At 65.8% G+C, this 25408-nt stretch carries 17 protein-coding genes and 1 riboswitch; of the genes, 5 read left to right on the forward strand and 12 right to left on the reverse strand.

Going from position 1 to position 25408, the window contains the following annotated elements:
- Positions 1 to 29 precede the first annotated feature (29 nt).
- Positions 30 to 968 carry an EamA family transporter gene (locus AB1286_RS04785; RefSeq protein ID WP_430362186.1) on the reverse strand — a complete coding sequence of 313 codons (939 nt, stop codon included), beginning with the start codon at positions 966 to 968 and terminating at the stop codon, positions 30 to 32.
- A 231-nt stretch (positions 969 to 1199) separates the two neighbouring features.
- Positions 1200 to 1313, forward strand: a riboswitch (TPP riboswitch).
- Positions 1314 to 1388: 75 nt separating this feature from the next.
- Here AB1286_RS04785 and thiC point away from each other — a divergent pair.
- The 3 genes from thiC to AB1286_RS04800 all read left to right on the forward strand — a co-directional run bounded on the left by thiC (position 1389) and on the right by AB1286_RS04800 (position 6135).
- The gene (gene thiC, locus AB1286_RS04790) at positions 1389 to 3320 is read left to right on the forward strand and encodes a phosphomethylpyrimidine synthase ThiC (RefSeq protein ID WP_430362187.1); all 1932 of its coding nucleotides are present in this window, start codon (positions 1389 to 1391) and stop codon (positions 3318 to 3320) included.
- Positions 3321 to 3587: 267 nt separating this feature from the next.
- Positions 3588 to 4511, forward strand: coding sequence for a DMT family transporter (locus tag AB1286_RS04795; protein ID WP_430362188.1), 924 nt, complete (start codon positions 3588 to 3590; stop codon positions 4509 to 4511).
- Positions 4512 to 4860: 349 nt separating this feature from the next.
- A complete protein-coding gene (locus AB1286_RS04800) occupies positions 4861 to 6135 on the forward strand; it encodes an EAL domain-containing protein (RefSeq protein WP_430362189.1) in 1275 nt (424 codons plus the stop codon).
- A 54-nt stretch (positions 6136 to 6189) separates the two neighbouring features.
- Here AB1286_RS04800 and arfB read toward each other — a convergent pair whose 3' ends face one another.
- The 4 genes from arfB to recC are packed head-to-tail and all read right to left on the reverse strand — an operon-like array spanning position 6190 to position 16097.
- Positions 6190 to 6594, reverse strand: a complete 405-nt coding sequence (arfB, locus tag AB1286_RS04805; RefSeq protein ID WP_430362190.1) for an alternative ribosome rescue aminoacyl-tRNA hydrolase ArfB — start codon at positions 6592 to 6594, stop codon at positions 6190 to 6192.
- Positions 6591 to 8810 carry an AAA family ATPase gene (locus AB1286_RS04810; RefSeq protein ID WP_430362191.1) on the reverse strand — a complete coding sequence of 740 codons (2220 nt, stop codon included), beginning with the start codon at positions 8808 to 8810 and terminating at the stop codon, positions 6591 to 6593. The genes arfB and AB1286_RS04810 overlap by 4 nt, the downstream gene beginning before the upstream one ends.
- A gap of 25 nt (positions 8811 to 8835) precedes the next feature.
- Positions 8836 to 12627 (reverse strand): exodeoxyribonuclease V subunit beta, encoded by a 3792-nt coding sequence (recB, locus tag AB1286_RS04815; RefSeq protein WP_430362192.1) that lies wholly within the window; start codon positions 12625 to 12627, stop codon positions 8836 to 8838.
- Positions 12624 to 16097 carry an exodeoxyribonuclease V subunit gamma gene (recC, locus tag AB1286_RS04820; protein WP_430362193.1) on the reverse strand — a complete coding sequence of 1158 codons (3474 nt, stop codon included), beginning with the start codon at positions 16095 to 16097 and terminating at the stop codon, positions 12624 to 12626. Before recC ends, recB begins: the two co-directional genes overlap by 4 nt.
- Before the next feature lie 219 nt (positions 16098 to 16316).
- Between recC and AB1286_RS04825 the strand changes: the two genes are divergently transcribed.
- On the forward strand, positions 16317 to 18587 hold the full coding sequence (locus tag AB1286_RS04825) for an FUSC family protein (RefSeq protein WP_430362194.1): 2271 nt from the start codon (positions 16317 to 16319) through the stop codon (positions 18585 to 18587).
- Between the two features lie 45 nt (positions 18588 to 18632).
- Here the strand turns inward: AB1286_RS04825 and AB1286_RS04830 are convergent, their stop codons facing one another.
- The 4 genes from AB1286_RS04830 to AB1286_RS04845 all read right to left on the reverse strand — a co-directional run bounded on the left by AB1286_RS04830 (position 18633) and on the right by AB1286_RS04845 (position 20816).
- Positions 18633 to 18824: a hypothetical protein gene (locus AB1286_RS04830; RefSeq protein ID WP_430362195.1), complete on the reverse strand. Its 192-nt coding sequence runs from the start codon at positions 18822 to 18824 to the stop codon at positions 18633 to 18635.
- Between the two features lie 89 nt (positions 18825 to 18913).
- Complete coding sequence (locus AB1286_RS04835; RefSeq protein WP_430362196.1) at positions 18914 to 19366, reverse strand: Lrp/AsnC family transcriptional regulator; 453 nt, start codon at positions 19364 to 19366, stop codon at positions 18914 to 18916.
- Positions 19367 to 19605: 239 nt separating this feature from the next.
- Positions 19606 to 20250: an NAD(P)-dependent oxidoreductase gene (locus AB1286_RS04840; RefSeq protein ID WP_430362197.1), complete on the reverse strand. Its 645-nt coding sequence runs from the start codon at positions 20248 to 20250 to the stop codon at positions 19606 to 19608.
- Positions 20251 to 20354: 104 nt separating this feature from the next.
- Positions 20355 to 20816, reverse strand: coding sequence for an Rrf2 family transcriptional regulator (locus AB1286_RS04845; RefSeq protein WP_430362198.1), 462 nt, complete (start codon positions 20814 to 20816; stop codon positions 20355 to 20357).
- Between the two features lie 180 nt (positions 20817 to 20996).
- Between AB1286_RS04845 and AB1286_RS04850 the strand changes: the two genes are divergently transcribed.
- Positions 20997 to 21578 (forward strand): DJ-1/PfpI family protein, encoded by a 582-nt coding sequence (locus tag AB1286_RS04850; protein WP_430362199.1) that lies wholly within the window; start codon positions 20997 to 20999, stop codon positions 21576 to 21578.
- On the opposite strand, the gene AB1286_RS04855 is transcribed toward AB1286_RS04850, so the two are convergent.
- From AB1286_RS04855 to AB1286_RS04865, 3 genes are read right to left on the reverse strand one after another with little or no spacing between them, the layout of a single operon-like run.
- A complete protein-coding gene (locus AB1286_RS04855; protein ID WP_430362200.1) occupies positions 21575 to 23212 on the reverse strand; it encodes an ATP-binding response regulator in 1638 nt (545 codons plus the stop codon). The two genes, AB1286_RS04850 and AB1286_RS04855, sit on opposite strands and share 4 nt — an antisense overlap.
- Positions 23209 to 23715, reverse strand: a complete 507-nt coding sequence (locus AB1286_RS04860; protein WP_430362201.1) for a response regulator — start codon at positions 23713 to 23715, stop codon at positions 23209 to 23211. Before AB1286_RS04860 ends, AB1286_RS04855 begins: the two co-directional genes overlap by 4 nt.
- An 18-nt stretch (positions 23716 to 23733) precedes the next feature.
- Complete coding sequence (locus AB1286_RS04865; protein WP_430362202.1) at positions 23734 to 25338, reverse strand: sensor histidine kinase; 1605 nt, start codon at positions 25336 to 25338, stop codon at positions 23734 to 23736.
- Positions 25339 to 25408: the final 70 nt, after the last annotated feature.

Consider the following 25408-nt stretch of genomic DNA (forward strand, 5'->3'; position numbering starts at 1 on the left):
AGCGCCTGCGGCGCTAATACCGACGTTTGCTAGTTCGCGCGTCGCCGGTCGAACCAAAACGAAAGCGCAACGCTGGCGAGAATGACGATCGTCGATAGCCACGTTGCACCGGTGACGGGCTCGCCCAGCGTGAGCGCCCCGAGCCCCACGGCCACGATCGGATTGACGTACATGCAGCTGCTGGCGACGATTGGGCTCGTGTGCCGGATCAAAAAGCCGTAGGCGACATACGCGGCCATCGTCGCGACGAACATCAAGTACAAGAACGCGAACAGCGGACCGAAGCCGAGCGAGGCGACGCGCTCGCCGCCCGCCACGGCGATCAGCGTCGATATCGCACCGCCCAGCCCGATTTGCAGCGCGGTGGAAATAAATAAATCGGTCGGCAGCGCGAGCCGGCTCGCGAGATGCGCGCCGGCAGCCCAAAACAAGGCGGCGCATAGGATGACGATCGTGCCGCTCGTCGACGAACTCGACGTGTCCCCTCGGTTCAGTATGAAGATACCGAGCAACCCGAGCGCGACGGCCACCCACTCCCCTTTGGCGATAGGCCGGCCGGCGATCGCCGAAATGATCGTGGCGAACAGCGGGACGGTCGCCACCATCACCGCCGCCGTGCCCGTGCCGACGCTACGCATGCCGAATGCGAGCAATCCGCTGGAAAAGCCGACGAGCATCGTCCCCACAATGCCGGCGTTGCGCGTTTCCATGAGCGTGGGCCAAACGAATGGGCGCCGGGTGGCGAGGGCAAACAAGCCGATGCCCGCGATCAGGTTGCGCAGCCCCGACAACAAGAGCGGCGGAAACGATTCGAGCGCGACGTGCACGGCCAGATAGGCCGAGCCCCACGCCAGATAGACAATGGCGAGCGCAAGGGCGATTCGTCCGCCATGCGTACGCGGCAACCGCAAGCGCGAGACGATCTCGTGCTGCACGGCGCGGGCGAAACGGGCTAGGCGGGGCGGCATTTCAGTCGACGGCCTTCGGGAACGGACGCGAGCGCAACGGGATTTCGCGCAAACGTCGTCATTATGCAACGGTCTTCCCCGAAAAGCGGGTCGCCATGGGGCCGAGGGGATGCGCGCAGGGGCGCCGCCGGTTTCGCGTAGCAACGAGCGTGCGCGGGAAGCCCTCGCGCTGCCCGCCGAAGATCCCGGTTGCCGGTTGCCAAAGCCGGGCCGCCCGGTGTATCTTCTGCGGTGCTAACGCGGGGGTCCTGCGTCGTGCCGTCGCACTCGGTACGCGCGGGTGAGAAATACCCTTTGAACCTGATCTGGATAATGCCAGCGCAGGGAAGCGTAGAAGCTTCGCGGCTTCTCACGCCTTTCTCTCATCCGCTCGACCTTCCTGTCGTCTCCTGCATTAGCGCCCTAAGTCAGGAGATTCGCATGAGTGCCAACCCGAAGTTCATTTCGTCCGAAGCGCGCGTCGATGCAGCCGCCGTCGCCCCGTTGCCGAATTCCCAAAAGATTTACGTGACGGGCTCGCGCCCAGATATCCGCGTGCCGATGCGGGAAATCACGCAAGCCGATACGCCGACCGGTTTCGGCGGCGAGAAGAACCCGCCGATCTACGTCTACGACACCTCGGGGCCCTACACCGACCCGCAAGCGCAAATCGACATCCGTTCGGGCCTGCCCGCGCTGCGTCAGCGCTGGATCGAGGAACGTGCCGACACGGAGCCGCTGTCGGGTCTCACAAGCCAATACGGGCGCGAGCGCGCCGCCGATCCGGCCACGGCCTCGCTGCGCTTCCCGGGCTTGCACCGCACGCCGCGCCGCGCGAAGGCAGGCAGCAACGTCACGCAGATGCACTACGCGCGCCGCGGCATCATCACGCCGGAAATGGAGTTCATCGCGATCCGCGAGAACCAGCGCCGCGCCGAGTACATCGAAAGCCTGCGCGCGAGCGGCCCGAACGGCGCCAAGCTCGCACAGATGATGGGCCGCCAGCATCCGGGCCAAGCCTTCGGCGCAGCCGCATTCGGGGCGAACGCCTTGCAGGAAATCACGCCCGAGTTCGTGCGCGAAGAAGTGGCGCGCGGCCGCGCGATCATTCCGGCGAACATCAACCACCCCGAAAGCGAACCGATGATCATCGGCCGCAACTTCCTCGTGAAGATCAACGCGAATATCGGCAACTCGGCCGTGACGTCGTCGATCGGCGAGGAAGTCGACAAAATGACCTGGTCCATCCGCTGGGGCGGCGACACGGTCATGGATTTGTCGACGGGCAAGCACATCCACGAAACGCGCGAATGGATCATCCGCAATAGCCCGGTGCCGATCGGAACGGTGCCGATCTATCAAGCGCTCGAGAAGGTGAACGGCAAGGCCGAAGACCTGACCTGGGAAATCTTCCGCGACACGCTGATCGAGCAGGCCGAACAAGGCGTCGATTACTTCACGATCCACGCGGGCGTGCTGCTGCGCTACGTGCCGCTGACGGCCAACCGCATGACGGGCATCGTCTCGCGCGGCGGCTCGATCATGGCCAAATGGTGTCTCGCGCATCACAAGGAAAGCTTCCTGTACGAGCACTTCGAGGAAATCTGCGAAATCATGAAGGCCTACGACGTGAGCTTCTCGCTCGGCGACGGCCTGCGTCCCGGCTCGATTTACGATGCCAACGACGAAGCGCAGCTCGGCGAGTTGAAAACGCTCGGCGAACTCACGCAGATCGCGTGGAAGCACGACGTGCAGGTCATGATCGAGGGCCCCGGCCACGTGCCGATGCAGCTCATCAAGGAAAACATGGACTTGCAGTTGGAATGGTGCGACGAGGCGCCCTTCTACACGCTCGGACCGCTGACGACCGACATCGCCCCCGGCTACGACCACATCACCTCGGGCATCGGCGCCGCGATGATCGGCTGGTTCGGCACGGCCATGCTCTGCTACGTGACGCCGAAGGAACACCTTGGGCTGCCGAACAAGGACGACGTCAAGGAAGGCATCATCACCTACAAGCTCGCGGCGCACGCGGCCGACCTGGCCAAGGGGCACCCGGGCGCGCAGGTGCGCGACAACGCGCTGTCGAAGGCTCGCTTCGAATTCCGCTGGGAAGATCAGTTCAATCTCGGTCTCGACCCGGACAAGGCACGCGAATTCCACGACGAAACGCTGCCGAAGGATTCGGCGAAAGTCGCGCACTTCTGCTCGATGTGCGGTCCGCATTTCTGCTCGATGAAGATCACGCAGGACGTACGCGATTTCGCCGCAGCACAAGGCGTCTCCGACGAAGCCGCCCTCGCGAAGGGCATGGAGGAGAAGGCGGTCGAGTTCGTGAAGAGCGGCGCTCAGATCTATACGCGGCAATGACCTAACGCCGCAATACGAAGACGGGCGGCGCACCTCGCGGCGCGCTCGCCTTTGACGACTCGCATGAGGGGCGCTTTTGCGCCCCTTTTTCATTGTGCGCTCGGCGAACGTTCGGGCGGTCCGTCTGCCATCAAATCCTGCCAACGATCTTCCGATTCTTGCCGTTTCATCTCGCGCTGAAATATCCGCCTAGAAGCCGGTGATACCATGCATTTCACTTAAGAATCACATTCCAACAACGCCTATCATTCCGCCCCGAGATCGCCCATGAAACCCAGTCACATCGTCCAATTGCTTGTCCTTGCCGCGCTATGGGGCGCGTCGTTTCTATTTATTCGGGTCGGCGTCGCCGAATTCGGAGTCGCGCCGCTCATGGCACTGCGCGTCTCGATCGGCGCGATCGTGCTCCTGATCATGCTCGCGCTGCGCGGTACGCCACGCGCATCGATCGCGACGCTGCGCGAGCGCGCGGTGCCACTTTTCGTCGTCGGCGTACTCAACTCGGCCGCGCCGTTCTGCTTGTTCGCCTTCGCCGAGCTCACCCTTTCCGCGGGGACGACCTCGGTCATCAACGCCACGACGCCGCTATGGGGCGCACTCGTCGCCTTCGTCTGGCTGAAGGACCGGCTGACGCCGTTGCGCACGCTCGGCATGCTGATCGGCTTCTCGGGCGTGGTTTCGCTCGTCTGGGGCCAAATCGACACGCCCCACGGCGCGCTCGCCCCGTCGGCCACGACACAGGCGCTCGCGGCGCTCGCCGCCACCGGCGCAGCGATGTTTTACGGTATTGCGGCCAGCTATACGAAGCGCCACCTGACCGGCGTCGATTCGCTGACGATCGCAACGGGTAGCATGATCGGCGGCAGCCTCGCGCTGATTCCGTTCGCGATCGCTTCTTGGCCCGCCGGCCCGATCTCGCTGCATGCCTGGGGTGCCGTGCTGAGCCTCGGCGTCGCGTGCACGGGCATCGCCTATCTCATCTTCTTCCACCTCATCAACGTCGCGGGGCCGGCGCGGGCCATCACGGTCACGTTCGTCATTCCCGTGTTCGGCATCCTCTGGGGCGCCTTGTTCCTGAACGAGCAGGTCAATGCCGGCATGCTGGAAGGCTGCGCGATCGTGTTGGTCGGCACCGCGCTCGCAACGGGCGTCGTCAAGCGCATCCCTGGCCTGCGGCAACGGCAGGCTTAAGCCCCCCTCCGGGCGCATCGATCCGCGCCCGGACCGCTCCCCCATCGCTCTTCCCTGCGCTGAATAGTACGGCGCACCACATCCGGTGCGCCCCCCCACGCCCATCTTCCCCGAATCGTCTGTCATCGAACGTTGGCCGCCATCGGCGCGGTTTTACGCTGGGCTCGTTTTCTTCTGCCCACACTGCGCTACACTGGCCTTTCGTCATATGGACTTTCCGCGACATGCCCGATCCTTTCGCTCGCTGCCGTTGGCGCGGCTTGCCGTACGCGACCGGCACGACCTCTTTCCGCGTCTGGCACGGCGCCCGCCGCGTTCGGCCCGGGCACGTGGGCGTGCGTCGCTTGCCATGTCGTCCAGACGGGATCTGACGCTCGCCGGCATTTTGCCGCATCTGGCCCGCGACAGCGGCGGGTGGCATGTCGTCTATCAAGGCGTTACGCTGCGCAGCGCCTTTCAACCGATCGTCTCGATTACGCATAAACGCGTCGTCGGCTACGAAGCGCTGCTGCGCGCCACGGATGCCGACGGCGAGCCGATCGCCCCCGATCAACTCTTCGCCAGAGCCAAAGCTACCGGGCCGGCGCTCGCGCTCGAGCGGCTTGCCCGCAGCGTGCACTTCGCCAACTTCGCCGAGCAAAACGTCGAAACCGGTTGGCTCTTCGTCAACGCGTTGCCGCAGCTACTGCGCGTCGGCCCAAGCCATCGCGTATTCACCGACGAGCTTTGCGATCACTTCGGCATCCCCCACCACCGGCTCGTCGTGGAGATGATCGAGCAGCCCAGCACCGACGAGGCCAGCTTCGATCGCATGGTCGAGGCCATGCGCGAACGCGACTTGTTGATCGCGATCGACGATTTCGGCACCGGCTTTTCGAACTTCGATCGCATCTGGCGCGTGCGCCCCGATATCGTCAAGCTCGACCGTTCGCTCGTCGCCCGCGTCGCGGGGCCGAGCGGCGACCACCAATTCGCGGCCCAACTCGTGACGATGCTGCACCGCGCCGGCACGATGGTGCTTGGCGAAGGCATCGAATCGGAAGACGAATTGATGACCTTGATGGAAGCCGACGTCGATTTCGTGCAAGGCTTTTGGCTAGGCAAGCCGCACGGCTCCATTACGCAGGCCTGCACCAGCGCCCCCGCGCGAATCGACGCGATGTGGCAGCGCTTTCATGCGCGCTCGGCGAGCGTGCCCGGCATGCCCGTCGAATTCGGCAGCGTCGAGGAAGCCGTGCTCGGCGGCGCACGCGCCTATAAGGCCACCGACGACCTGTCGTTCGCCGCGCGGCACACGTTTCGCAGCCCTTGGGCGCGCCGGGTGTTCGTCGTCGATCGTTACGGCAATCAACGGCAACCGTCGATCGCCTCCGAGCCGCAAGCTCAATCGCCGCGTCTCGCTCCGCTCTTTCCCGATACGGCAAGCAATTGGTCGCGGCGCGCCTACTTCAAGCGCGCCCTCGCCGCGCCGGGACGCGTCGCCGTCATGGGGCCACACTACTCGCTCACCGAAGGCAAGGATTGCTATACGGCGGCTGTCACCGTCGAGCGAGCGGGCCAACTGGAAGTCTTTTGCGTCGACTTCGTCGCGAGCGTTCAGTCGCCCCTTCGCGGCGACGAATGAACGTTCGAAGGCACCGCGCCACCCTTGCGCCTACCGCGAGCGAGCCGCCGCGCGTTATTCGACAATGCGCCCACGCCCCGCTTTTACGCTCGAGCGACGCGTCTTGGTGTCGAGGCGACGTGCCGTCGAGGCGCGCGTCGGGCGCGTCGGAATGCGCGGACGGCGCGTCACGCTCACGCTCGCGATCAACTCCTCGAGCCGCGCGAGCGCTGCCGTCCGGTTCATCTCCTGCGTCCGATACTCTTGCGCCTTGATGACGACGACGCCCTCGCGCGTGATTCGGCGGTCCTCGAGCGCGAGCAACCGCATTTTGAGCGTATCGGGCAACGACGATGCGCGGATATCGAAGCGCAGATGAATCGCGCTCGATACTTTGTTGACGTTTTGACCGCCCGCGCCTTGCGCGCGAACCGCCGTCAGCTCGACCTCCTCGGGCAATACTTGGTACCGCAATGTCATCGTGCCTCCTGCATCCGGGCGAATAAGCCGGAATCGCGCCGCGTGGGCGTGGCGATCGCCTCGGCCAATACATCGCGCGCCCCCACAATCCTGACCGTCTTACGGGCGCGTGTAATCGCCGTGTAGACGAGTTCGCGCGCGAGCACGCGGCTTTTCGATGCGGGCAAAATCAGCGCCGCGTGATCGAATTCCGAGCCTTGCGATTTATGGACGGTCAGCGCGAACGCCGTATCGTGCGGCGGCAGCGCGGCCGGCGTCACAGCTCGCACGCCGCCGTCGGCGGTACGGAAGTACACGCGCAGTTGCCCTTCGCGCGTAGGCAGCGCAATACCGATGTCGCCGTTGAACAAACCCAACGCGTAATCGTTGCGGGCAACCATGACGGCGCGACCGGCGAACCAATTCGTGCCGACCATGAGCGGCACGCGGGCCGATCGGCGCACGTACTCGGCCATCTGCACGTTCAACGCTTCGACGCCGCGCGCGCCGAGTCGCGTCGCGCATAGGATCCGGAAAGCATTCAGCGCGTCGAACAACGGCACGCAATCGGGTTGCGGCTCGGCAAGCGCCGCTTTCAAGGCTTGTATATACGGCGCGAATCCCTGCGCCAACCGTTCGAGCGTCCGGCTCGCGACCGACGCCCCCGTGTCTTCGTCGAGCACCGCCGGCGCCTCGGACTGCGCCTGCACGTGCGGCTCGAGCGCACTGAACAAGTCCGGCTCGGCCGGCGCCCGCACATTCAGCGCATCGAGCGCCGCTTCGACGTCCCCGCGCCGGACCGCCAACGACAAACGGCCGATCGCCGAGTCCAGCCCGAAACGATAGTTGCGCTCGAGCCAAACGACACAATCGACGAGCGGAGCATCGCCCGCATCGTCGTCATACCCGGCGTCACGGCGTGTCGCCAGGTTCGTCTCGTCGATGGGCGCCGTGCCGGCCTCCCAGCCGTGCGGCTCGGCAAGATCGGGCACATCCGCTTCCGTGTGCACGCCGTCGCCCGCGTATCCGACGTCGGGTTCATCGAGTCCCGTCCAGGTCAGCGCGTCGTCGATCGAGCCACGCAGATCAAGCTCGTCGAACAACGGAAAAGCCTCGTCGCCGTCCGGCAGCAAATCGGGAGCCGACGTATCGACACCCGCCTCGGCGCTTGGCTCGAGACGGGGCAGCGCTGCTCGCACGCGCGCGCTGTCCACGCCGGTGGCATGCGCGACACGGGCAATACCGGCCTCGCTAAACGACGGCTTCGCGCTCAGTTCGGCGAACACCGCCCCCGCTTCGACGGCCGCGAGCTGATCTTTGTCGCCAAGGAGCACGAGACGCGTCTCGGGCGATAGCGCATCGAAGAGCTGCGCCGCTAGCGCGACGTCGATCATCGATGCTTCGTCGACGACGAGCACGTCGTACGGCAGCGGATTATCGGGACCGTAGCGCGCACGCATCCCTTGCCCGAGGCCGAGCAGCCGGTGCAGCGTCTGAGCGCTGCGCGGCAGGCGGGCCGCGATCTCGCCCGGCAGGCTCGACGCGCGCGCGAACAGCGCTTCTTGCATCCGCTGGGCAGCCTTGCCCGTCGGCGCGGCGAGCGCGATCGTCAACGTGGGATGCGCATCGAGCAGACAGGCCAACATGGCGACGACGGTCGTCGTCTTGCCGGTGCCGGGGCCGCCGCTCACCACGGTGAGCCGGCTCGAGAGCGACAACGCGGCGGCGGCCCGCTGCCAATCGACGTCGCTCGCATCGGGCGGCCCGAAAAAGCGGGCGAGCCGTTCGGCAACGGTAGCGGCGTCAGTGTCGATGGCGCTTTTCGCACCGCGCCCCGACGCATGCCCGACAACGGCGCGCGCCAGCCGGCGCTCGTCGTCGTAGTAGCGCGCAAGGTAGAGCCGGCCGTCGCGATCGACGACGAGCGGTCGCAGCGCCGTGGCATCCTCCGAGCCGTCCGAGACGACGCCGCTCGCTCGGAGCCCCGCCGACGCGGCTTGGAACGTGTCGCCGTAGCGCTCGGCGAGCCGGGCAAGCGACACGCAAACATGCCCCGCACCGGTCGCGCGGCTCGCCGCGAAAGCGGCGCGACGTGCCCAAGTCACGGCAGCCGGGCTGGCACCGAGCCGCGCGGCGAGCGCGGCGATGCGGCGCGCGAAGCCCTCGGCCAGCGCGGCGCCGAATTCCCCGCCCTCGCGAGCGAGCACCGGCCGCGAGGATTGAGCGGCAGTGCTCATCGGAACCTCCGAAGTAATGGGGCGGTCATGACATCCGCCCTTCGCTCATCAAGGCATCGAGCGCCTCGATCAATTCGCGCGTGGGCCGGCGCGCATGGACGCCGGAAGGCAACGTCCCGTCGCGCCAGGTCGGCCGCACGCCCCGCACGAAGAGGTAGCTGTAGCCGCCGATGTGAGCGTCGTAGTCGTAGCTCGGACGACGCGCCTTCAAGTAGCGATGCAGCGCGAGCACATAGAGCAGCGCCTGCAAATGATAGGCGTGGTGCGCCATCGCGTCTTCGAGCGCGGCCGCGCCGTACTCGGCGGGCGATGTGCCGAGATAGTTCGACTTCCAATCGATGACCCAAAACCGACCCTCGTGCTCGACCACCATATCGATGAACCCTTTGATATAACCGGCCAGCGTCCCGGTCTCCAGCGCCACGTCCGGGTAGCCATGGCGCGCGAGCAAGCTTCGTAGCGCCGACAGCTCGAGCGCCGGCGAGACGAACAGGAACGGCCATTCGGTCAGCCGACGCGCGGGATCGAGTGCCGCGAGCGTCATCCCGGGCGCAATTTCGGCCGCGGTGACGTCGGCGATGAGCCGCGCCATCATCGCAGGCAGGCGCGCGGCTGTCTCGGCATCGGCGGCGACGGGCCGCTCGCGCAATGCACGTTCGATCGCTAGCGGCCAGCTCGACGGATCGGAGAAGTCCGCCAATTCGAACATCCGATGCAGACATTCGCCGGCCGCGGCGCCGCGCGGAAACGAGAGAATGTCGTCGGCATCCAGCCGCTGCGCCGCCCCGAGCGACGCCGCAGCCGATACCGGCAGCCAAGCCGGCTCGGCCGCCGCTTGCGCCTGCGCGGCGGCCAGCGCGTCGTGATCGGGCCTCGGCTCGTCGTCGATCGTCTCGCTCGCGTGCCGCGCGCCGGCCGCGGCCAGCGAACTGAAGCTCGCGATACGCCACGATTCGGTCAGCGGGCGATGCGCGGTACGCGCCGCCAGTTGCCCCGCCGACGACGCTTCGCGCGCAAGGGGAATTCGCCTTGCCGGAGCCGGCAGCGGCGCGAGCGTGATCGTCCCGTCGGCCAGCGACGCCCATGCCGCCTCGACCACCGCCTCCTCGGGCGGATCGCCGAACCACGCGTCAAAGGACCGGCCATCGCCGGCCACAAGCCAATTGAGCACGCTGCGACGCGACTCCTTCGTCGAGCGCGACGAGAGATAGACGCCCGCAACGAGGTAGCAGCGATGCACGGCCCGCGTCAGCGCCACGTAGACGAGCCGCGCCCGCTCCGCCGCCTCCTCGCGCGCGGCTTCGGATTCGGCGCGCTCGGCGTCCGCGCCTTCGCAGCCGTAATGAAGCACGGCGCGCGAACCCGATTGCGCGTCGTCGTGATACTCGCTCGCGTCGGGCAAGCCCGTGCTCGCGCCGGCCATGCGGGCGCCGTCGCCCAGGAACGGACAAAAGACGACGGCATATTCGAGACCCTTCGACTTGTGCACGGTCACGATCTGCACGAGATCGCGATCCGATTCGAGCCGCAGTTGCGCTTCCTCGCCGCCGCCGCGAGCACGCTCGGCCGCGAGCCAGCGCAGGGTCGGCGCAATGCCGGGATGCACGGCCGCCCTTGCCTGCGCAAGCTCGGCCAAATGATTGACGTCGGTGAGTCGCCGTTCGCCATCGCGGCCCGCGATCAGCCGCTCGCCGATCGCGAGTTCGCGCATCATCGTTCGCCACATCGTCGCAAAGCCGCGTTCGAGCCAGAGCGACCGGTAACGCGCAAACCGCTCCACCCACGCCGTCGCCTCGTCGGCATGCGCCTGGGCCGGTGCGTCGGCAAGTTGCGCCAGCCGTGCGAGCGCCTCGGCGTCGAGCCCGAACCAATCGGCCGAGAGCGCCGCACGCAAGCGCCGTAAGTCGCCGGGCGAGTCGACTGCCGCCAGCACGCGTTCGAGCTGCTCCGCGTCGAGCGTGGCGAACACCGACGATTGCGCGAGTTCGACGCTGCCCACGCCCCAAGCCGCGAGGACGCGCTTCATCAAGCTGCCTTGCTTATGCGTGCGCACGAGTACCGCGATGTCGGCCGGCGCCAGCAGCCCATCGCCGAGCGCCACGCTGCCCTCGCGCGCCCCGCGCAACAGTCGCACGATCTCTTGCGCACACGCTTCGGCCGCTTGCCGCTGCGCATCGCGCTTGACGAGCGTCGCATCGCCCGAGGGCAACATCCACACGCGCAATGCGCCGTCGGCATGCTGCTCGCGCGCGGGATCGGCCTCGTCGACGAGCGGCAAGCGCGCACGGTCGGCCGCCTGTACGCTCGTGTAGTCGAGCCCTTCGAGCACGAACGCGCGCGGGTTCGCGGAAAAAATCCGATTGCAAGCGGCGACGAGCGGCGGCGTCGAACGTTGGTTCACGGCAAGCGTGTAACGCGCCGTGGCCGCATGCCGAGCGGCCAGATACGTATGGAGATCGGCCGCCCGGAAGCTATAGATCGCCTGCTTCGGATCTCCGACGAGAAACAGCGGCCCCGGTTGCCCATCGCTACCGGGACCGGCGAAGATCCGCTCGAAAATCGCGAATTGGAGCGGATCGGTATCCTGGAATTCGTCGATGAGCGCGGCCGGATATCTCGCGCGCAGCGTCTGCGCGAGCCACGGGTGCTCGAGCAGCGCGCCGTGCAGGTTCGCGAGCAAGTCGTCGAACGACGCAACGCGGCGCGTGCGTTTCATCGCGGCGAGCGAACGCGGCCCCTCTTCGAGCCACAACGCGAGCAAGGCGAGCCAGCGCGTTCGATGGGCCGCGTCGGCGGCGTCCGCTGCGCGAGCGAGCGTGTCGGCCAGCGCGAAGAACGGATGCTCGGGCGGCGTCATCTTGACCTTGGTCGCCTTCGCGAGCGCTGTGGCGGTCAGCTTCAACGCGTCTTTCGCGGGGGCGGCATACGGATCGCCGTCGGCGAAGTAGCGGCTCCATGCATCGAGCGCCGCGCGCACGGCCTCGGGCTTGTGCGACGTCTGCTTAAGCGCCGACTGCGCGCCGTCGAGCAGTCGCTCGATCGATTCGCGCTCCTCGCGCCAAACGTCGAAAGCGGCGTCGAAACGTTCTCGCGCATCGTCGCCGTCCTGCCCTTCGAGCGACGGGGCATCGGTGCCCGACGCCCCCCAGCGCAACTGGGCAAGCGGCTTTTTCAGGCGTCGCGCGAGCTGCGCATCGAGCTCGAGCGGGCTCGCGCCACGCGCGACGAGCCACGCTGCAAACGCCGGATATGCCGCCGCAACCGGTTCGACGCGCTCGCGCCAGAACTCGGCGGCCAACTCGAAACGCAGCGACGCATCGTCGGCTTGCATCTCGAACGCGAACGGCATCGCCGCCGCGAACGGCGCCTCTTGCAATGCGCGCTGGCAAAACGCGTGGATCGTATGAATCGCCGCTTGATCGAACGTGGAGAGCGCGCGCCGAACGCGCTTGCCGGCCATGTCGCGGTCGAGCCCGTCCTTACCGAGCGTCGTCGAGAGGAGCTCGGCGACGAAAGGATCGCCGCCGTCGTCGGCTGTCTCGATGGCGCGGGCCAGTTCCGCAAGACGGCCGCGGATCCGCTCTTGCAGCTCGGCGGTGGCGGCTTTCGTGAAAGTGACGACGAGAATCTGATCCGCGTTTAGGTCTAGTTCGAGCAGCAGCCGAACGTACAGCGCGCAGATATTCCAAGTCTTGCCCGTACCGGCCGAGGCCTCGATCTGATTGACCCCGGCGAGCGCGCATCGGAAAACGTCGAGCGGCGCCGCCGCGCGCTCCGGCGACGACGAAGTGGCGGCGAGGCGATCGTGCACGCTCATGCTTGCACCCCCGTCAGATGCGCGATCAAAGGCTCGAAGACGATGCCCGCGACGGCACCGAACGCCTCGTCGAGCGCGAGGTCGACGCCTCGCCAAGCGATCGTGAGCGCCGGGTCGTCGGATTCGCCGCGCACGCGGTCGCTGATCCATGCCGCGAGCGCGTCCGAATCGCCGCCGTTTGCTTTGGCCCACGCGCTCTTCGGGAAAAACCGCAGCGGCAGCCGGCGCCCGGCCATGTAGAGCGCCACGAGCGGTGCCAGTTGCTCGAGCGGTGCGTCGACTCGCGTAAAGGCGAAGCGCTCGGTAGCCCCATACCACACCGTACGGCATGGGCCCTCGGGCGCGGCCGCGCAGTATGCGAGGTGCGCGAGCCAGGCGTTCAGGTATTCGCGAGCGCTCGGGCTCGCATACCGGTACAGCACCTGGCCGGCGTCGGTCACGCGGTTCAAGGTTCCCTGTAGTTGCACCGGGTGCATCTCCCGCACCCCCTCGCGCAGCGCCGCTTCGTACTCGCCGAAGAGCGCCGTGCCGTCCGTTTCGGGCCAGCGCGGACGCACCTGAAGCGTGAACGGCAACCGCGTCGCCCCCTGTGCCAGCGCCGCGCGCACGCTGCCCGCGAGGCGGCCGAGCGCGCCGAGTTCGCGCCGTTTGAGCACGTCGCCCGTCGCGCCCGCCGGCAACTCGGGGCTCGTTTGGGCGACGCGCCATGCACGCGCACGCGCTTGGTCGTCGTCACGCTCGATGAGCCTCGGCAACAATCGATCGGCAAGCGCATCGCGTCCCGCGTAATCGAGTTCGAACGGCTCGACCTCCAGCAACTCGCCTTGCGTCTTTTCGAGCACGACACCCAGACGCTCACGGAGCAGTGCGCGCGCGGGGTGCTGCCAGAAGCGCTGGAAGTCGGCGTACGCAACCGGGCCGGACGGCTCCGGCGGCAACGGCGCGGCAAAAAACGGCGGCGCCACGGGTGCGGCATCGGCGGCAAGCTGCGAGGCGAGACGGGCACGCTCGGCGTCGTAGGTGAAAAGCGCCGGCCGGCCTTCGAAGTAAGTCGATGCGAACGGCTGCAACGGATGGTCGACGACGAACGAGCGGCGCGCCGCTTCGAGTTCGGCCGGCGTCGCATCGGCGCCCGCCTTCGCCCGCGCCAAATGATCGAGCAATTCGTCGACGAGCGAGGCCGGCGGCAGCGGCGCGTTGTCGCGAATACTGCGACCGGTATAGCTGACGAACAACCGGTCGCGCGCAGCGAGCAAAAGATCGAGAAACAGATTGCGCTCGTCGGCGCGACGCTGACGGTCGCCCAATTGCGGCAACACCGCCATCAAGTCGAATTCGTCGGCCCGCGCGAGACTCGGCAAGACGCCATCGTCCATTCCGATCAAGCAGATCGCGCGATACGGCAGCCCGCGCAGGCTCGTCAGCGAAGAAAACGTCACGCCGCCCCAAGGCACGCCGCCATGCGCCGCGTCGTCGAGCGCCACGGTGAGCGCCGCGCGCACGACGGCGGCCGGCGCAAGCGCGTCGCGCGCGCCGTCGCGCATCGCCTCGAGGGCCCTTTCGACCGCCTCGCGCACGTTCGCGAGTGCGTCGGCATAAGGCGGCGACGCATCGAACAAGCGCGCCAGCGCATCGGCCAATAGCGCGCTCCAGCCGTCGCAGGTCAGCGTCTCGCGCGAGCGGCGAACGAAGCCGTACAAGTCATCGACAAAGCGGGCAAGGCGCCCGAGCAACTGCGCATCCGCGCCGCGCGCGCCGGCCACCGGCAGCCATGCATCGACGGGCGCGCCGTCATCGGGCATCGCGTACCCGAGGAACAGCCGCGTGAGCGCATCGGCGAAGGTGTGGCGCGCGCCCGTCACCGCATGCGCGCCATGCTCGTCCTCACCCGCCGGCGCCTCGTTCGCGAGACCGCGCCGAGCGCCCGCCGCCGCGAGCCATGCTTGCACCGTGTCGAGCGAAAGCGCATCGATGCCGTAGCGCGCCGCCACCGCGTCCACACGCAACCATTCGACGAGCTCGGGCGCGGCGACCCCGCGTTCGGCCAAGGAGAGCCAGTCGAGCAAAACGCGAGCGATCGGGTTCGCCTGCGACGGCGGCAGGCCCGTAATGCGATAAGGGATGCGGCCACGCTCGTCGCTGCGCGTCGTACCGAATACCGCATCGATGATCGGTGCGGCCGTCGCGAGATCGGGGCAGACGACGAGGACGTCCGACGGCCGCAGCCCCGGCAACGCTTCGCCGCGGGCCGCCTTCGCGTCGTCGAACCAACCGAGCAGCCGATCATGCAGGACTTCGAGTTGACGCGACAAGCTATGGCAGACATGAACCTCGATGCCGCACGCACGCTCGCCGGCTTCGGGCTCGCCATCGCGCGGTTCCGGCTCGAGATCGAGCATCGCGTTTTGCACCCGCGCGAGCCAGTGCTCGGATTCGTTGCGCGCGAAGCGGGTCGCCTCGCTCGATGCAGCCCCTTCCGTCAACTCGTGCAGCAAATGCAACTGCGCTTGCGTCTGCCGGCCCCACTCCGCGAGCAGCGGGTGGCCTACCTCGTGGAAGTCGAGCGTATCGGCTGCCTCTAGCGCGAGCGCGCGCTTTTCGGTGACGATGTCGAACCAAAACTGCCGGCACGGATTGAGGACGTACATCCGCACGTCGATCCAGCGTGAGAGCTCGCGCAGCAGCGCGATATAGAGCGGGGCGATCGTGGGCAGCGCGAACACGCTGACGACGCGCGGCCAACCCGCGCGCATGACTGCGTCGAGATCGAGCGTGCGGACGAGTTCGAGGAAACGGTGAGCGGGCGGCGCGGCCTGCGCGATGTCCGGCGCGCCGCTCGCCTCGGCGAGCTCGGCCAGCACGGCACGCCAAAGCGCCGCCTGCCAGCGCTCGTCTTCGCGAGCGGCGGGCGTCGCCCGCGAGGCCGCCGAAGGCGCGTGGCCGCCGTCGAAGATCGACTGTCCGTTCTGCCAGCGCGCAAGCCATTCGGGGCGGTACGTCAGATAGTGGTCGAATACGGTCGCCACGCGCCGCGCGAGTTCGAAGCGCATCGGGGCATCGGCCGCCTCGAGATAGGTGCGCAACCTAGGCGAGGCGAGCCAGAACGTCCCCTCGGTCGTCATATCGTCTTGCGCGTCTTGCCCGCCCTCGCCCGCTTCAGAGCCCTTCCCGCCTTGCTCGAACAACCGATAGCACCGCCAGGCCAGCCGCTCGACGCCGAGCGGCGAATGCGCGGGCACATCGATCACGCCGCCGATTTGCGTCCAAAGCCATTGAGCGAGGAAGCTGAAGTTCACGTTCGCGCAGATGCCGCGACGCGAAGCAAGCTCGAGCTCGAGCCGGCGCCGCACGGCCGCGCTCGGCACGACGATCTCCTCGTTGGTCCATGGATCGGCGGGCATGGCGGCGAGGTCTTCGACGAGCGCTTGAACGAGCGTTTCGTACCGGTTCGAATAGAAAAGCTGGAGCATGAACCCTTGATCGATGAGCCTGCGCCGCGCGCGCGAACGCGGGCCGCCGGCGAAAAACGTCAGGATATCAAAGCCGCCGCCAGCACAGTTCGGGGCCGATGCACGATTCGCCGACAAGCCCTTCGTTGTGCGCCGGGTGGCCATGCCCGGCGTTCGCGAAATACGTTAGACTTTCACGCCAGCCCTCCCCGGCTCTTCCTGCTGCCCGCCTCGAGATCGATGCGCTACTCGAAAGAAATCGAAAAATTTCTCTATAGCCAATATTTTTTCGGTGGACTGCGCGCGGCCATCGGCGTGTCGTTGCCGGCTATCTTGTGCCTCGTCGTCTTTCACAAGGCCGACCTAGGCTTCACGATCGCGACGGGCGCCCTCGGCGCCTGCGTCGTCGATATGCCGGGGCCGCTCAAATACAAGCACAACGAGATGCTCATATGCAGCGTGCTCGGATTTCTCTCGGCACTCGCCACGGGGCTCGCGACCGTTAACATCTTCGCGCTGTGGGGCACGATCGTCTCGCTGACCTTCGTGCTGTCGCTGACCGTGGTCTACGGCAACCGTTGGCCCCAGATCAGCTTCGCGACGTTGTTCATGATGGTGATGACGCTCGAGGAGCATTTCACGCCGTTGCAAGCGCTCATCAATGCGAGTTGGATCTTGCTGGGCGGCCTCTGGTACACCTACTGGGCTACCTTGATTTCGCAGTGGCAAGCGCATCGCATGGAGAAGCAGGCGTTGGCGGAAAACGTCTTCGCGTGTGCCGATTACCTGCTTGCGCGAGCCGATTTCTACGACGTCGACGCAAACCTCGACGAATGCTACGACCGGCTCGTCGAGAAACAAACGGCGGCTGTTGAAATGCAGGATGCCGCTCGCGCCATCATTTTGCGCAACTTACCCAAGCTTAGGCGCGGCAAGCTCGACCCGCTCCGCGTCACGCTTTTCAATCTATTTATCAATACCGTGGATCTGCACGAGCTGTTCGTCGGCGCGCATACCGACTATCCGCTCATGCGCAGCACGTTCGGCAACGCCGACCTCATGCTGTTCTTCCGCGACTTGATCCGCAAGGCGGCCAGCGATCTCGAGGAGATCGGCTTGGCCGTATTGCAAAACCGGCTCCCCGATTCACGCGTGAACGTGAAGGCGGAGATGCGCGCGATCGAGTACGAGATCGAGCTCATGCGCAAGCAAGGGCTGCCCGAGCGCAACCCGGAGGCCTACGCGGCGGCATCCGCCTCGTTCCGGCGCATCTGGAGCGGGGTACGGCAGATCGACAAAATGAAAAAAAACCTCGGCAGCCAAACGGCGAATCTGAAAACCGAGGTACGCATCGACCACACGTTGATGCGTTTTCTATCGAATCGTCGCGTTCCGCTCCGGCAAATTTTCTCGAACTTGACGATGGCCTCGCCGAGCTTTCGTCATGCCCTGCGCGTGACGATCGCCGTCGCGTCGGGTTTTTGGCTCGGGCGCTTGCTGCCGCTCACGAACGCCTACTGGATCGTGATGACGACGCTCATCATCATGAAGCCCGGCTACTCGCTCACCAAGCAACGCAATACGCAGCGGATCGTCGGCACGGCGATCGGCTGCGCGGCGAGCCTCGCCTTGATCTGGTTCGTCAAGGCGCCGGTCGTGCTGCTCGTCTTCATGTTCGCCTCGATGGTGATGAGCTACAGCCTGCTGCTGTTCAACTATGCGGCGAGCGTCGTATTTACGTCGTCGTATGTGTTGCTGCTCTTTCATCTGCTCGCGCCCGGCAACATGCGCATCATCGGCGAGCGCGCGATCGATACGTTTGTCGGCTGCGCGCTCGCGATCGCCGCAAGCCATTTGTTCCCCTACTGGGAATATCGGCTGATGGGCAAGCTCGTCACGGAGGTGCTCGCCGCAACGCGTCAATATTTGGAAAGTGCTTGGTGGTGGGGCAACGCGCCGCGTGCAGGCGCCACGCCCACCGCAGCGCGGACCGGTACGAGCGCCGAAACGAGCGGCACGGACGAACGCGACTTCCGCTATCGCTTGGCACGCAAGAACGTTCACATTGCGTTCGCGAATCTGGCGCAGGCATTCCGCCGGATGATGCTCGAGCCGAAGGCGCACCAGCGCTTCGTACCCGAACTCAACGACCTGCTCGTGCAAAGCCACGTGCTGGCCGCGCATATTACGGCGGCCGCCCCGCTGCTGCGCGGCATGGCCGAGCGCGAGCCCGACGGCTCGCAGGCGCTACAGCGGGCGCTGTCGACGGTACGCGAAAACTTGACGCGCGCGCAAACAGGCGAGGCCCCGCCCGTCGATCAAGCGGAAACGACGAAACAGCTCACGCGCGAACTCGATGCGATGGTCGTCGACATCGAACGCGCCGGCACGCAACCGGCTGAGTTCATCGGCGAAATCAAACTGCTCGCGCTCCAATGCAAGCAAATGCTCACCGCCTCGTTCCTCATTCGCAAGGATGCGGGCGTCATTCGGCTGCCGACGGAGGCCTGACGCCCGTGCGCGGCACGATCACGGCTCGCCCGCGGCCGAACGACGTTATTGCGATGCGCCGGACGCGCTGGCGGCCACGGCCGGAGATGCCGCCGGCGCATTTTGCTCGTCGTACTCGCGCTTGCCCTTGATCGCATTGAAAAGGAATGTGGCAATCCCGATCAGTACGACGACGACGATGATGACGGCGACGCGGGTCGTCGGGTTCGATTTGTTCGAATGGCGAGGATCGTTCATGGATGAATGGGCCGCGGCGCGTCGACGACGAGCCGGCAAGCAAAAATAGCGAGACGAAAGCCGGCATTCTACGCGCATCGCCGCAGGCGTTACCTGACCGGCAGTGCCGTCGAGTACTTGATCTGTTCCATGGCGAAGCTCGAGCTGACGTCGAAGAGCGGCACCGCGCGAATCAAGAGCTTATAGACGCGATCGAAGTCGTCGATATCGGAGACGACGATGCGCAGCAGGTAATCGGTCTCGCCGCTCATCCGATAGGCCTCCACCACCTCCGGAATATCGCGTACGACCTGCACGAACTGCCGCGCCCACTCCTCCGTATGCTGGTTCGTGCGCACGGCGACGAATACGGTCGTGCCGACGCCGAGCTTGCGCGCGTCGCACAGCGCCACTTGCGCTCGGATGACGCCCTCCTCCTTCAACCGCTGAACGCGCTTCCAGCACGGCGTCTGCGAGAGATTGACGCGGCTCGCGAGTTCCGCGATCGGCAGCGTCGCGTCGGCTTGCAACAACTCGACGAGCTTACGATCGATAGCATCCATTCCCATTTCGATCCCCTGATGGAATTTTTTTCTACGTTTACTTGAGATCGTGGAATTATAGGGAAACTATTTTTACGCATAATCCGATATAAATGGGGCCTCGATTCAACCGGGCAACGGCCCATTCACCATGAACGTCCGCTCCGCCGCGCATGAAGCCCTTTCGCTGCCGTTGCCCGAACCCGCACTGAGCGGACGCCGACAGGCGTCGTCCGGCCTCAGTGCGCCAAGCTAGGCGATCAATACGCGACGGTCGCGATGCGACGCACGAAGCGCCCTTGCTCGATCTCGTCCACGAACGCGGCCGCATAATCCTCAGCCGATATCTTGCTCGCGCCGTTCGCATCGGCGATGAGCGAGTCGGCGCCCGTGCGGAACGTGCCGGTCTTCGTGCCCGGCGCGATCATGGCTGCCGGCGCGAAGAACGTCCAATCGACATCGCTGACCGTGCGATAGAGTCCGAGCGCCTCGCGATGTGCGAGCGCAACGGCTTTGTAGATGTCCGGGAATCCTTCGGTATCGACGAGTTGCTTGCCCGGCGCCACCTCCAGCGACCCTGCCCCGCCGACGGCCACGAGTCGTTTGACGCCCGAGATACGTGCGAGCTCGATCAGCGCGCGCGTGGCGTCGATCACTTTGGCCGGGTCTCCTTGAGCCGGACCGTAGGCGCTCGCGATGGCATCGAAACCGGCGATCTGCTTCGCATTGGCCGACGCATCGAACAGATCGCCGGGAAGCACCTTCAGTTGCGGCAAGCCGTCGATGGGCTTCGGCTGGCGGGCGATCGCGGTCACTTCATGGCCGCGCGCGAGTGCTTCGGCCGCGATGCGCGAACCGATCATCCCCGTTGCGCCGAAAAGCGCGATTTTCAAACGTTGTTGCATGATTAGGCTCCTATTCAGCTCAATGTGTAACCTTGTTAGTTACATTTATCGATCAAAAAAAGAGAGGCGATGCCTCTCGCTACCTGCCACGGCCGCTATTGCCGCTATTGCCCCGTGGGCCTCGCACCTGTCGTACCGATCGCACTTTCGGCCTCGATGACCCCTGCCGTGACATCCGCCAACGTGCGCGCCCCGAGCGACGCCTCCATGGCGTGCTGAGCGTCGTCGACGATGCCGACCAGCACGTGCTGAATATGCCGGCCGACCATGCATGCGGGGTTCGGCGATACGCGGTGCAAGCCGAACAACCTCGCCTCATCCACGGCGCGGTAAACATCCACCAGCCGAATCTGCGCCGGCGGACGCGCCAGCAATGCACCGCCCCCGGCCCCGAGCTGCGACGTGGTGAGCCCGGCTTGCGCCAGCATCGACAACAGCCGGCGAATCAGCGCCGGGTTCGTATTGACGCTACCGGCGATGATGTCCGAGGACAACGGCTCGCCTTGCTGCAACGACAGCAGCGCCAAAATATGGACGGCATAGGCGAAACGACTGCTGGTGTTCATCGCTGGAGTTCGGCGTCAAAACTGTAACCATCATAATTACATTTCAGACCCGATGCAACCCCCGGCTTATCGAGCCCATGCAGCGATGCCGCGGGCATCATCGTCACGCTCGAGGAGTACACTGCCCGGTTCGTAGTTCCGTTGTCGTCTAATCCCCCCTCACTGGACAAGGAGCAGGCCATGGCCGCGAAGAAGATTCTATTTCTAACGGGCGATTTCGCAGAAGATTACGAGACGATGGTGCCGTTCCAGGCCCTACAAGCAATCGGTCATACCGTCGATGCCGTCTGTCCCGGCAAGCGGGCCGGCCAGAAGATCAAGACGGCGATTCACGATTTCGAAGGCGACCAAACCTATACCGAGAAACCCGGGCATCAATTCACGCTGAACGCGACCTTCGAGGAAATCGACGCAAACAGCTATGACGCGCTCGCGATCGCCGGCGGCCGCGCCCCCGAATACCTGCGCCTCGACGCGAAAGTCATCGAGCTCGTGCGCGATTTCGCGCGCCGGGAAAAGCCGATCGCCGCCATTTGCCACGGCGCGCAACTGCTCGCAGCCGCGGAAGTGATTCGCGGCAAGCGCATTTCGGCGTACCCGGCCTGCGCGCCTGAAGTGCGGCTCGCGGGCGCCGAGTACGCCGACATTCCGGTCGACGCGGCCGTCACGGATGCGCCGTTCGTCACGGCGCCCGCTTGGCCGGCCCATCCCGAATGGCTGCGCCAGTTCCTGGCTTTGCTCGGAACGCGAATCGAGCTTTAAACGTCGCCGACGAACGGGGTCGTGCGGCCCGCCAACGCGGCGACCACGACCACCAGTTCGAGCGGATCGACGGGCTTGGCCAAATGCGTCTGATACCCGGCGAGCAACGCACGGCGCCGATCTTCGCTGCGGGCGAAGGCCGTCAGCGCCGCGGCCGGGGTGCTGCGCCCGCGCTGTCCCTCCGACGTGCGCAGCCGCCGAATGAATTCGTAGCCGTCCACGCCGGGCAACCCGATATCGCTGACGATGACGTCGGGTGCCTCGACCGCGCACGCATCCAACGCTTCGGAGGCGGAAGCGAACGCGAGCGTTGTCGCGCCGCGCTCTTGCAATACGCGTTCGACGAGTTCGCGTGCGTCCGGCTCGTCCTCCAATACCAGCACGCGCAAGCCGGCCAACGCAGGCGGCGCATGGAGCTCCAGCGCGTCGGCGTCATGCTCGCGCGCCGGCTCCGCCGCGGTGGCGGGCAGCGTGACGACGAACGTCGCGCCGCAGCCGGGACCGTCGCTGCACGCCACGATGCGCCCGCCGTGCATATCGACTAACTGACGCGCGATCGAAAGCCCGAGCCCGAGGCCGCCGTGCTGACGTGCAATGCCCGCGTCTTCCTGGCAAAACCGTTCGAATACGTGCGGCAGAAATTCGGGTTTGATGCCCTGCCCGTTATCGGCGACGATCAGATCGATTTCGCCATCGCGCCGCTGTAGCTTGACCTCGACGCAACCGCCCCGCCCCGTGAATTTGACGGCATTGGAAAGCAGGTTCCAGACGATCTGCTGCAAGCGGGAAGGATCGCCGAGGACCGCGCCGACTGGTTCGAGCAACGACACGAAGCGAATGTCCTTCGCCTGCGCCGCGGGATCGACGGAGCGAATGACGTACTCGACCACATCGACCAAATCGACGCGCTCGGCCTCGAGCCGAAGCTTGCCGGCAAGAATGCGCGAGAAATCGAGCAGGTCGTCGACCATGCGCGCTTGTGCACGTGCATTGCGATCGATGACGTCGAGGCCTTTGCGCAACGACTCCGATACGCTCGCGTCGCGCAGGAGAAATTGGGTCCAACCGACGATCGCGTTGAGCGGGGTGCGCAACTCGTGCGAGAGCGTCGCGACGAACTCGTCCTTCATCCGCGAGGCGCGTTCGGCTTCGGCCCGCGCCACGCGTTCCGCCGCGAGCAGCGCCTCGCGCTCTTCCGCCAGTGCCCGAAAATGCGCTTCGCGCTCCTGCGAGCGCTGCGCCTGCGCCAGCTCGCGCTCGATGCGCCGCTCGCGCAAAACACGCTCGATCGCTTCGGGCAAATACTCCAGATAGCCCTCGCTCTTGGGCACCACGTCGGCTACGCCTGAGCGCAACGCTTCGATCACGCGCGCTTCGTCGGTGAAGCCGGTGCAAAGAATGGCGGGCAGCGCGAGCCCCCCGGCGCGTAGCGCGCGCAGGAAATCGAGCCCGGTCTCGGCGCTGCCGAGCGCGTAGTCGACGACGATGACATCGGGCGCTTCGGCGTCGAGCGCTTGGCGCGCCGCGGCGGTGCTCGCCGCCGTGCTCACGCGGTAACCGGCGCGCGCGAGCGAACGCGCCGCGAGGCGCAACAGCCCTTCGTCGTCGTCGATGAACAGCGCGTGAGCGCTCATCGAGTCGCCGCGGGTAGCTTCACCACCTGCAAGAAGAATCCAAGACGGCGGACGGCTTCGATAAAGGCGTCGTATTCAACGGGCTTCGTGACGTAGACATTGCAGCCTAGTTCGTAGCACCGCTCGATTTCGCGCGGATCGTCCGTCGTCGTCAAGACGATGACGGGCAGCGAGGCCGTACGGCGATCGGCCTTCAGGCGCCGCAGCACCTCCAAGCCGTCGATGCGCGGCATTTTCAGATCGAGCAGGATCACCGACGGCGGCAAATCCTCGCGCAAGAACTGCGAAGGCTCGCTGAAAAAGTAATCGAGCGCTTGTTGGCCGTCTGCGAAACGCGTGAAACCGTTGGTCAAGCCGGCACGCCTCAAGTTTCGCTCGATCAGCGTGGCGTGGCCATCGTCGTCTTCGATCAGGATGATGCTCACCGATTGACCGATATGCGACTGGCCCGTATGAGGCTGACCGGTGTGAGGCTGGCCCGCGGACCCTATGGGGTTATGCATTGTTACTTCCTCGATTCGTTATGCGGCGACGACCTGCTTGGCCGCCTCCGGTAGCGATAGATAGAACGTCGTGCCCTCGCCTTCGGTCGACTCCGCCCAAACGCGGCCGCCATGGCGTTCGACCATGCGGCGCACGAGCGCGAGACCGATGCCTTCGCCGGCGGCGATATTGCCGTGCAACCGCTGGAAAGCGTTGAACAGGCGAGGCATCGCGCCGGCCGGGATGCCCAGGCCGTTGTCCTTCACGTAAAAGATACGCAACGAGCGCACGCCGCCGGGCGGTGCGGGCAACGCGCCGATCTCGATCCGGCCCGGGCGATCGGAATCGAGATAGTTGATGGCGTTGCCGATCAAGTTCGCGAAAATCTGCTCGAGCGCCGTGGGGTCGCCCCATACCGGCGGCAATTCGTCCACGACGATCTCGGCATGGCAAGCGCGAATCGACGCCTGCATCGCGTCGAGCACATGACGCACGACGGATGCGACATCGACCTCTTGGCGCCGGTATTCGACACGTCCGACGCGCGAGAGGCGCAGCAGCGAATCGATGATATGCGCCGCGCGCAATACGGCGCTTTGCAAGTAGCGCAATGCCTCGCCGATGTCTTCGTCGATCAGCCGCTCGATGCGTTCGCGCTCGGCGGCTTCGAGCGACGATGCGCGCACCGCTTCGCGCAGATCGTCGCATGCGTGCGTGAGTTCTTTGGAGAAACCTTGCAGGTTCACGAGCGGTGCGCGCAAATCGTGCGACACGCTATAGATGAACATCTCGTTTTCCTGCGTTTGCTGATGCAGCGTTTCGTTCGTGCGGGCCAATTCGTCGGCCCGCCGCGACAAATCGCTTTGGAAACGTGCTTGCAGCCGTTCGGACTCCAGCAGCCGCCGGCTCGTGTCGTGCAAGATCTCGTCCAGTTGCGCGATTTCGTCGTTGCCTGGCGACGGCGGCCCGAGCGGCGCGCTCTGCGCGAGCCGCGCCGCGTTGTCGGACAGCCGCGCGAGGCGCCCGCGCAATCCGCGCGTGAATAGGAACACGGCCAGCGCGGTCATGACGAGCGAGCCCAGCACGACGGCCGCCGTCAATTGCTGTTGCTGCGCGAGCGCTTGCGCCGCCTGGGCCGAGCGCACGGCGTCCATCCGCAGCTCTTCGTTCTGGAACGCCGTGAGTTGAGCCCGGAAGCGATCGACGACGTCGACGCTCGTTTGACTGCGGAACCGGTCCAGCAGGTCGTTGCGGCGTCCGGTGCGCAGCAAATCTTGCACGCGATCGGACCATTGCCGATAGGCTTGCACGGTTTGGCGAATCTGCGCCGCACGCTCGACCTGGACAGGGTTGTCCGCCACCAAATCGACGAGATGGTCGATTCGGCGATCGAGGTCGATCCACAGCGTCATGGGCGTTGCGGAATCGCGTTGACTCTTGAGCACGGCGCCGCGCATGCGAACCGATTCGATCAGCACGGGCTCGAGAATCGCGTTGGTCTGACGCAGCACATCCTTGCTATGCAACGCCCATTGCTCGGCCTGCTGCGCGTCGTTCTGCGCCTTCACGAGCCCGGAGAGCAACGCGAGCTCGACCGCCGTCGGAATGGCGATCAACAACAAGCCTTTGGTGGTCAGTCTCATTCGCGGTGGAATCGTTTCGGGTGCCCGGCCGGTCGAGCACCGGCGATTGACGCATTATGTCGGCGTTTTT

The organism is Trinickia sp. NRRL B-1857 (assembly GCF_050470685.1).
Lineage (GTDB): Bacteria > Pseudomonadota > Gammaproteobacteria > Burkholderiales > Burkholderiaceae > Trinickia.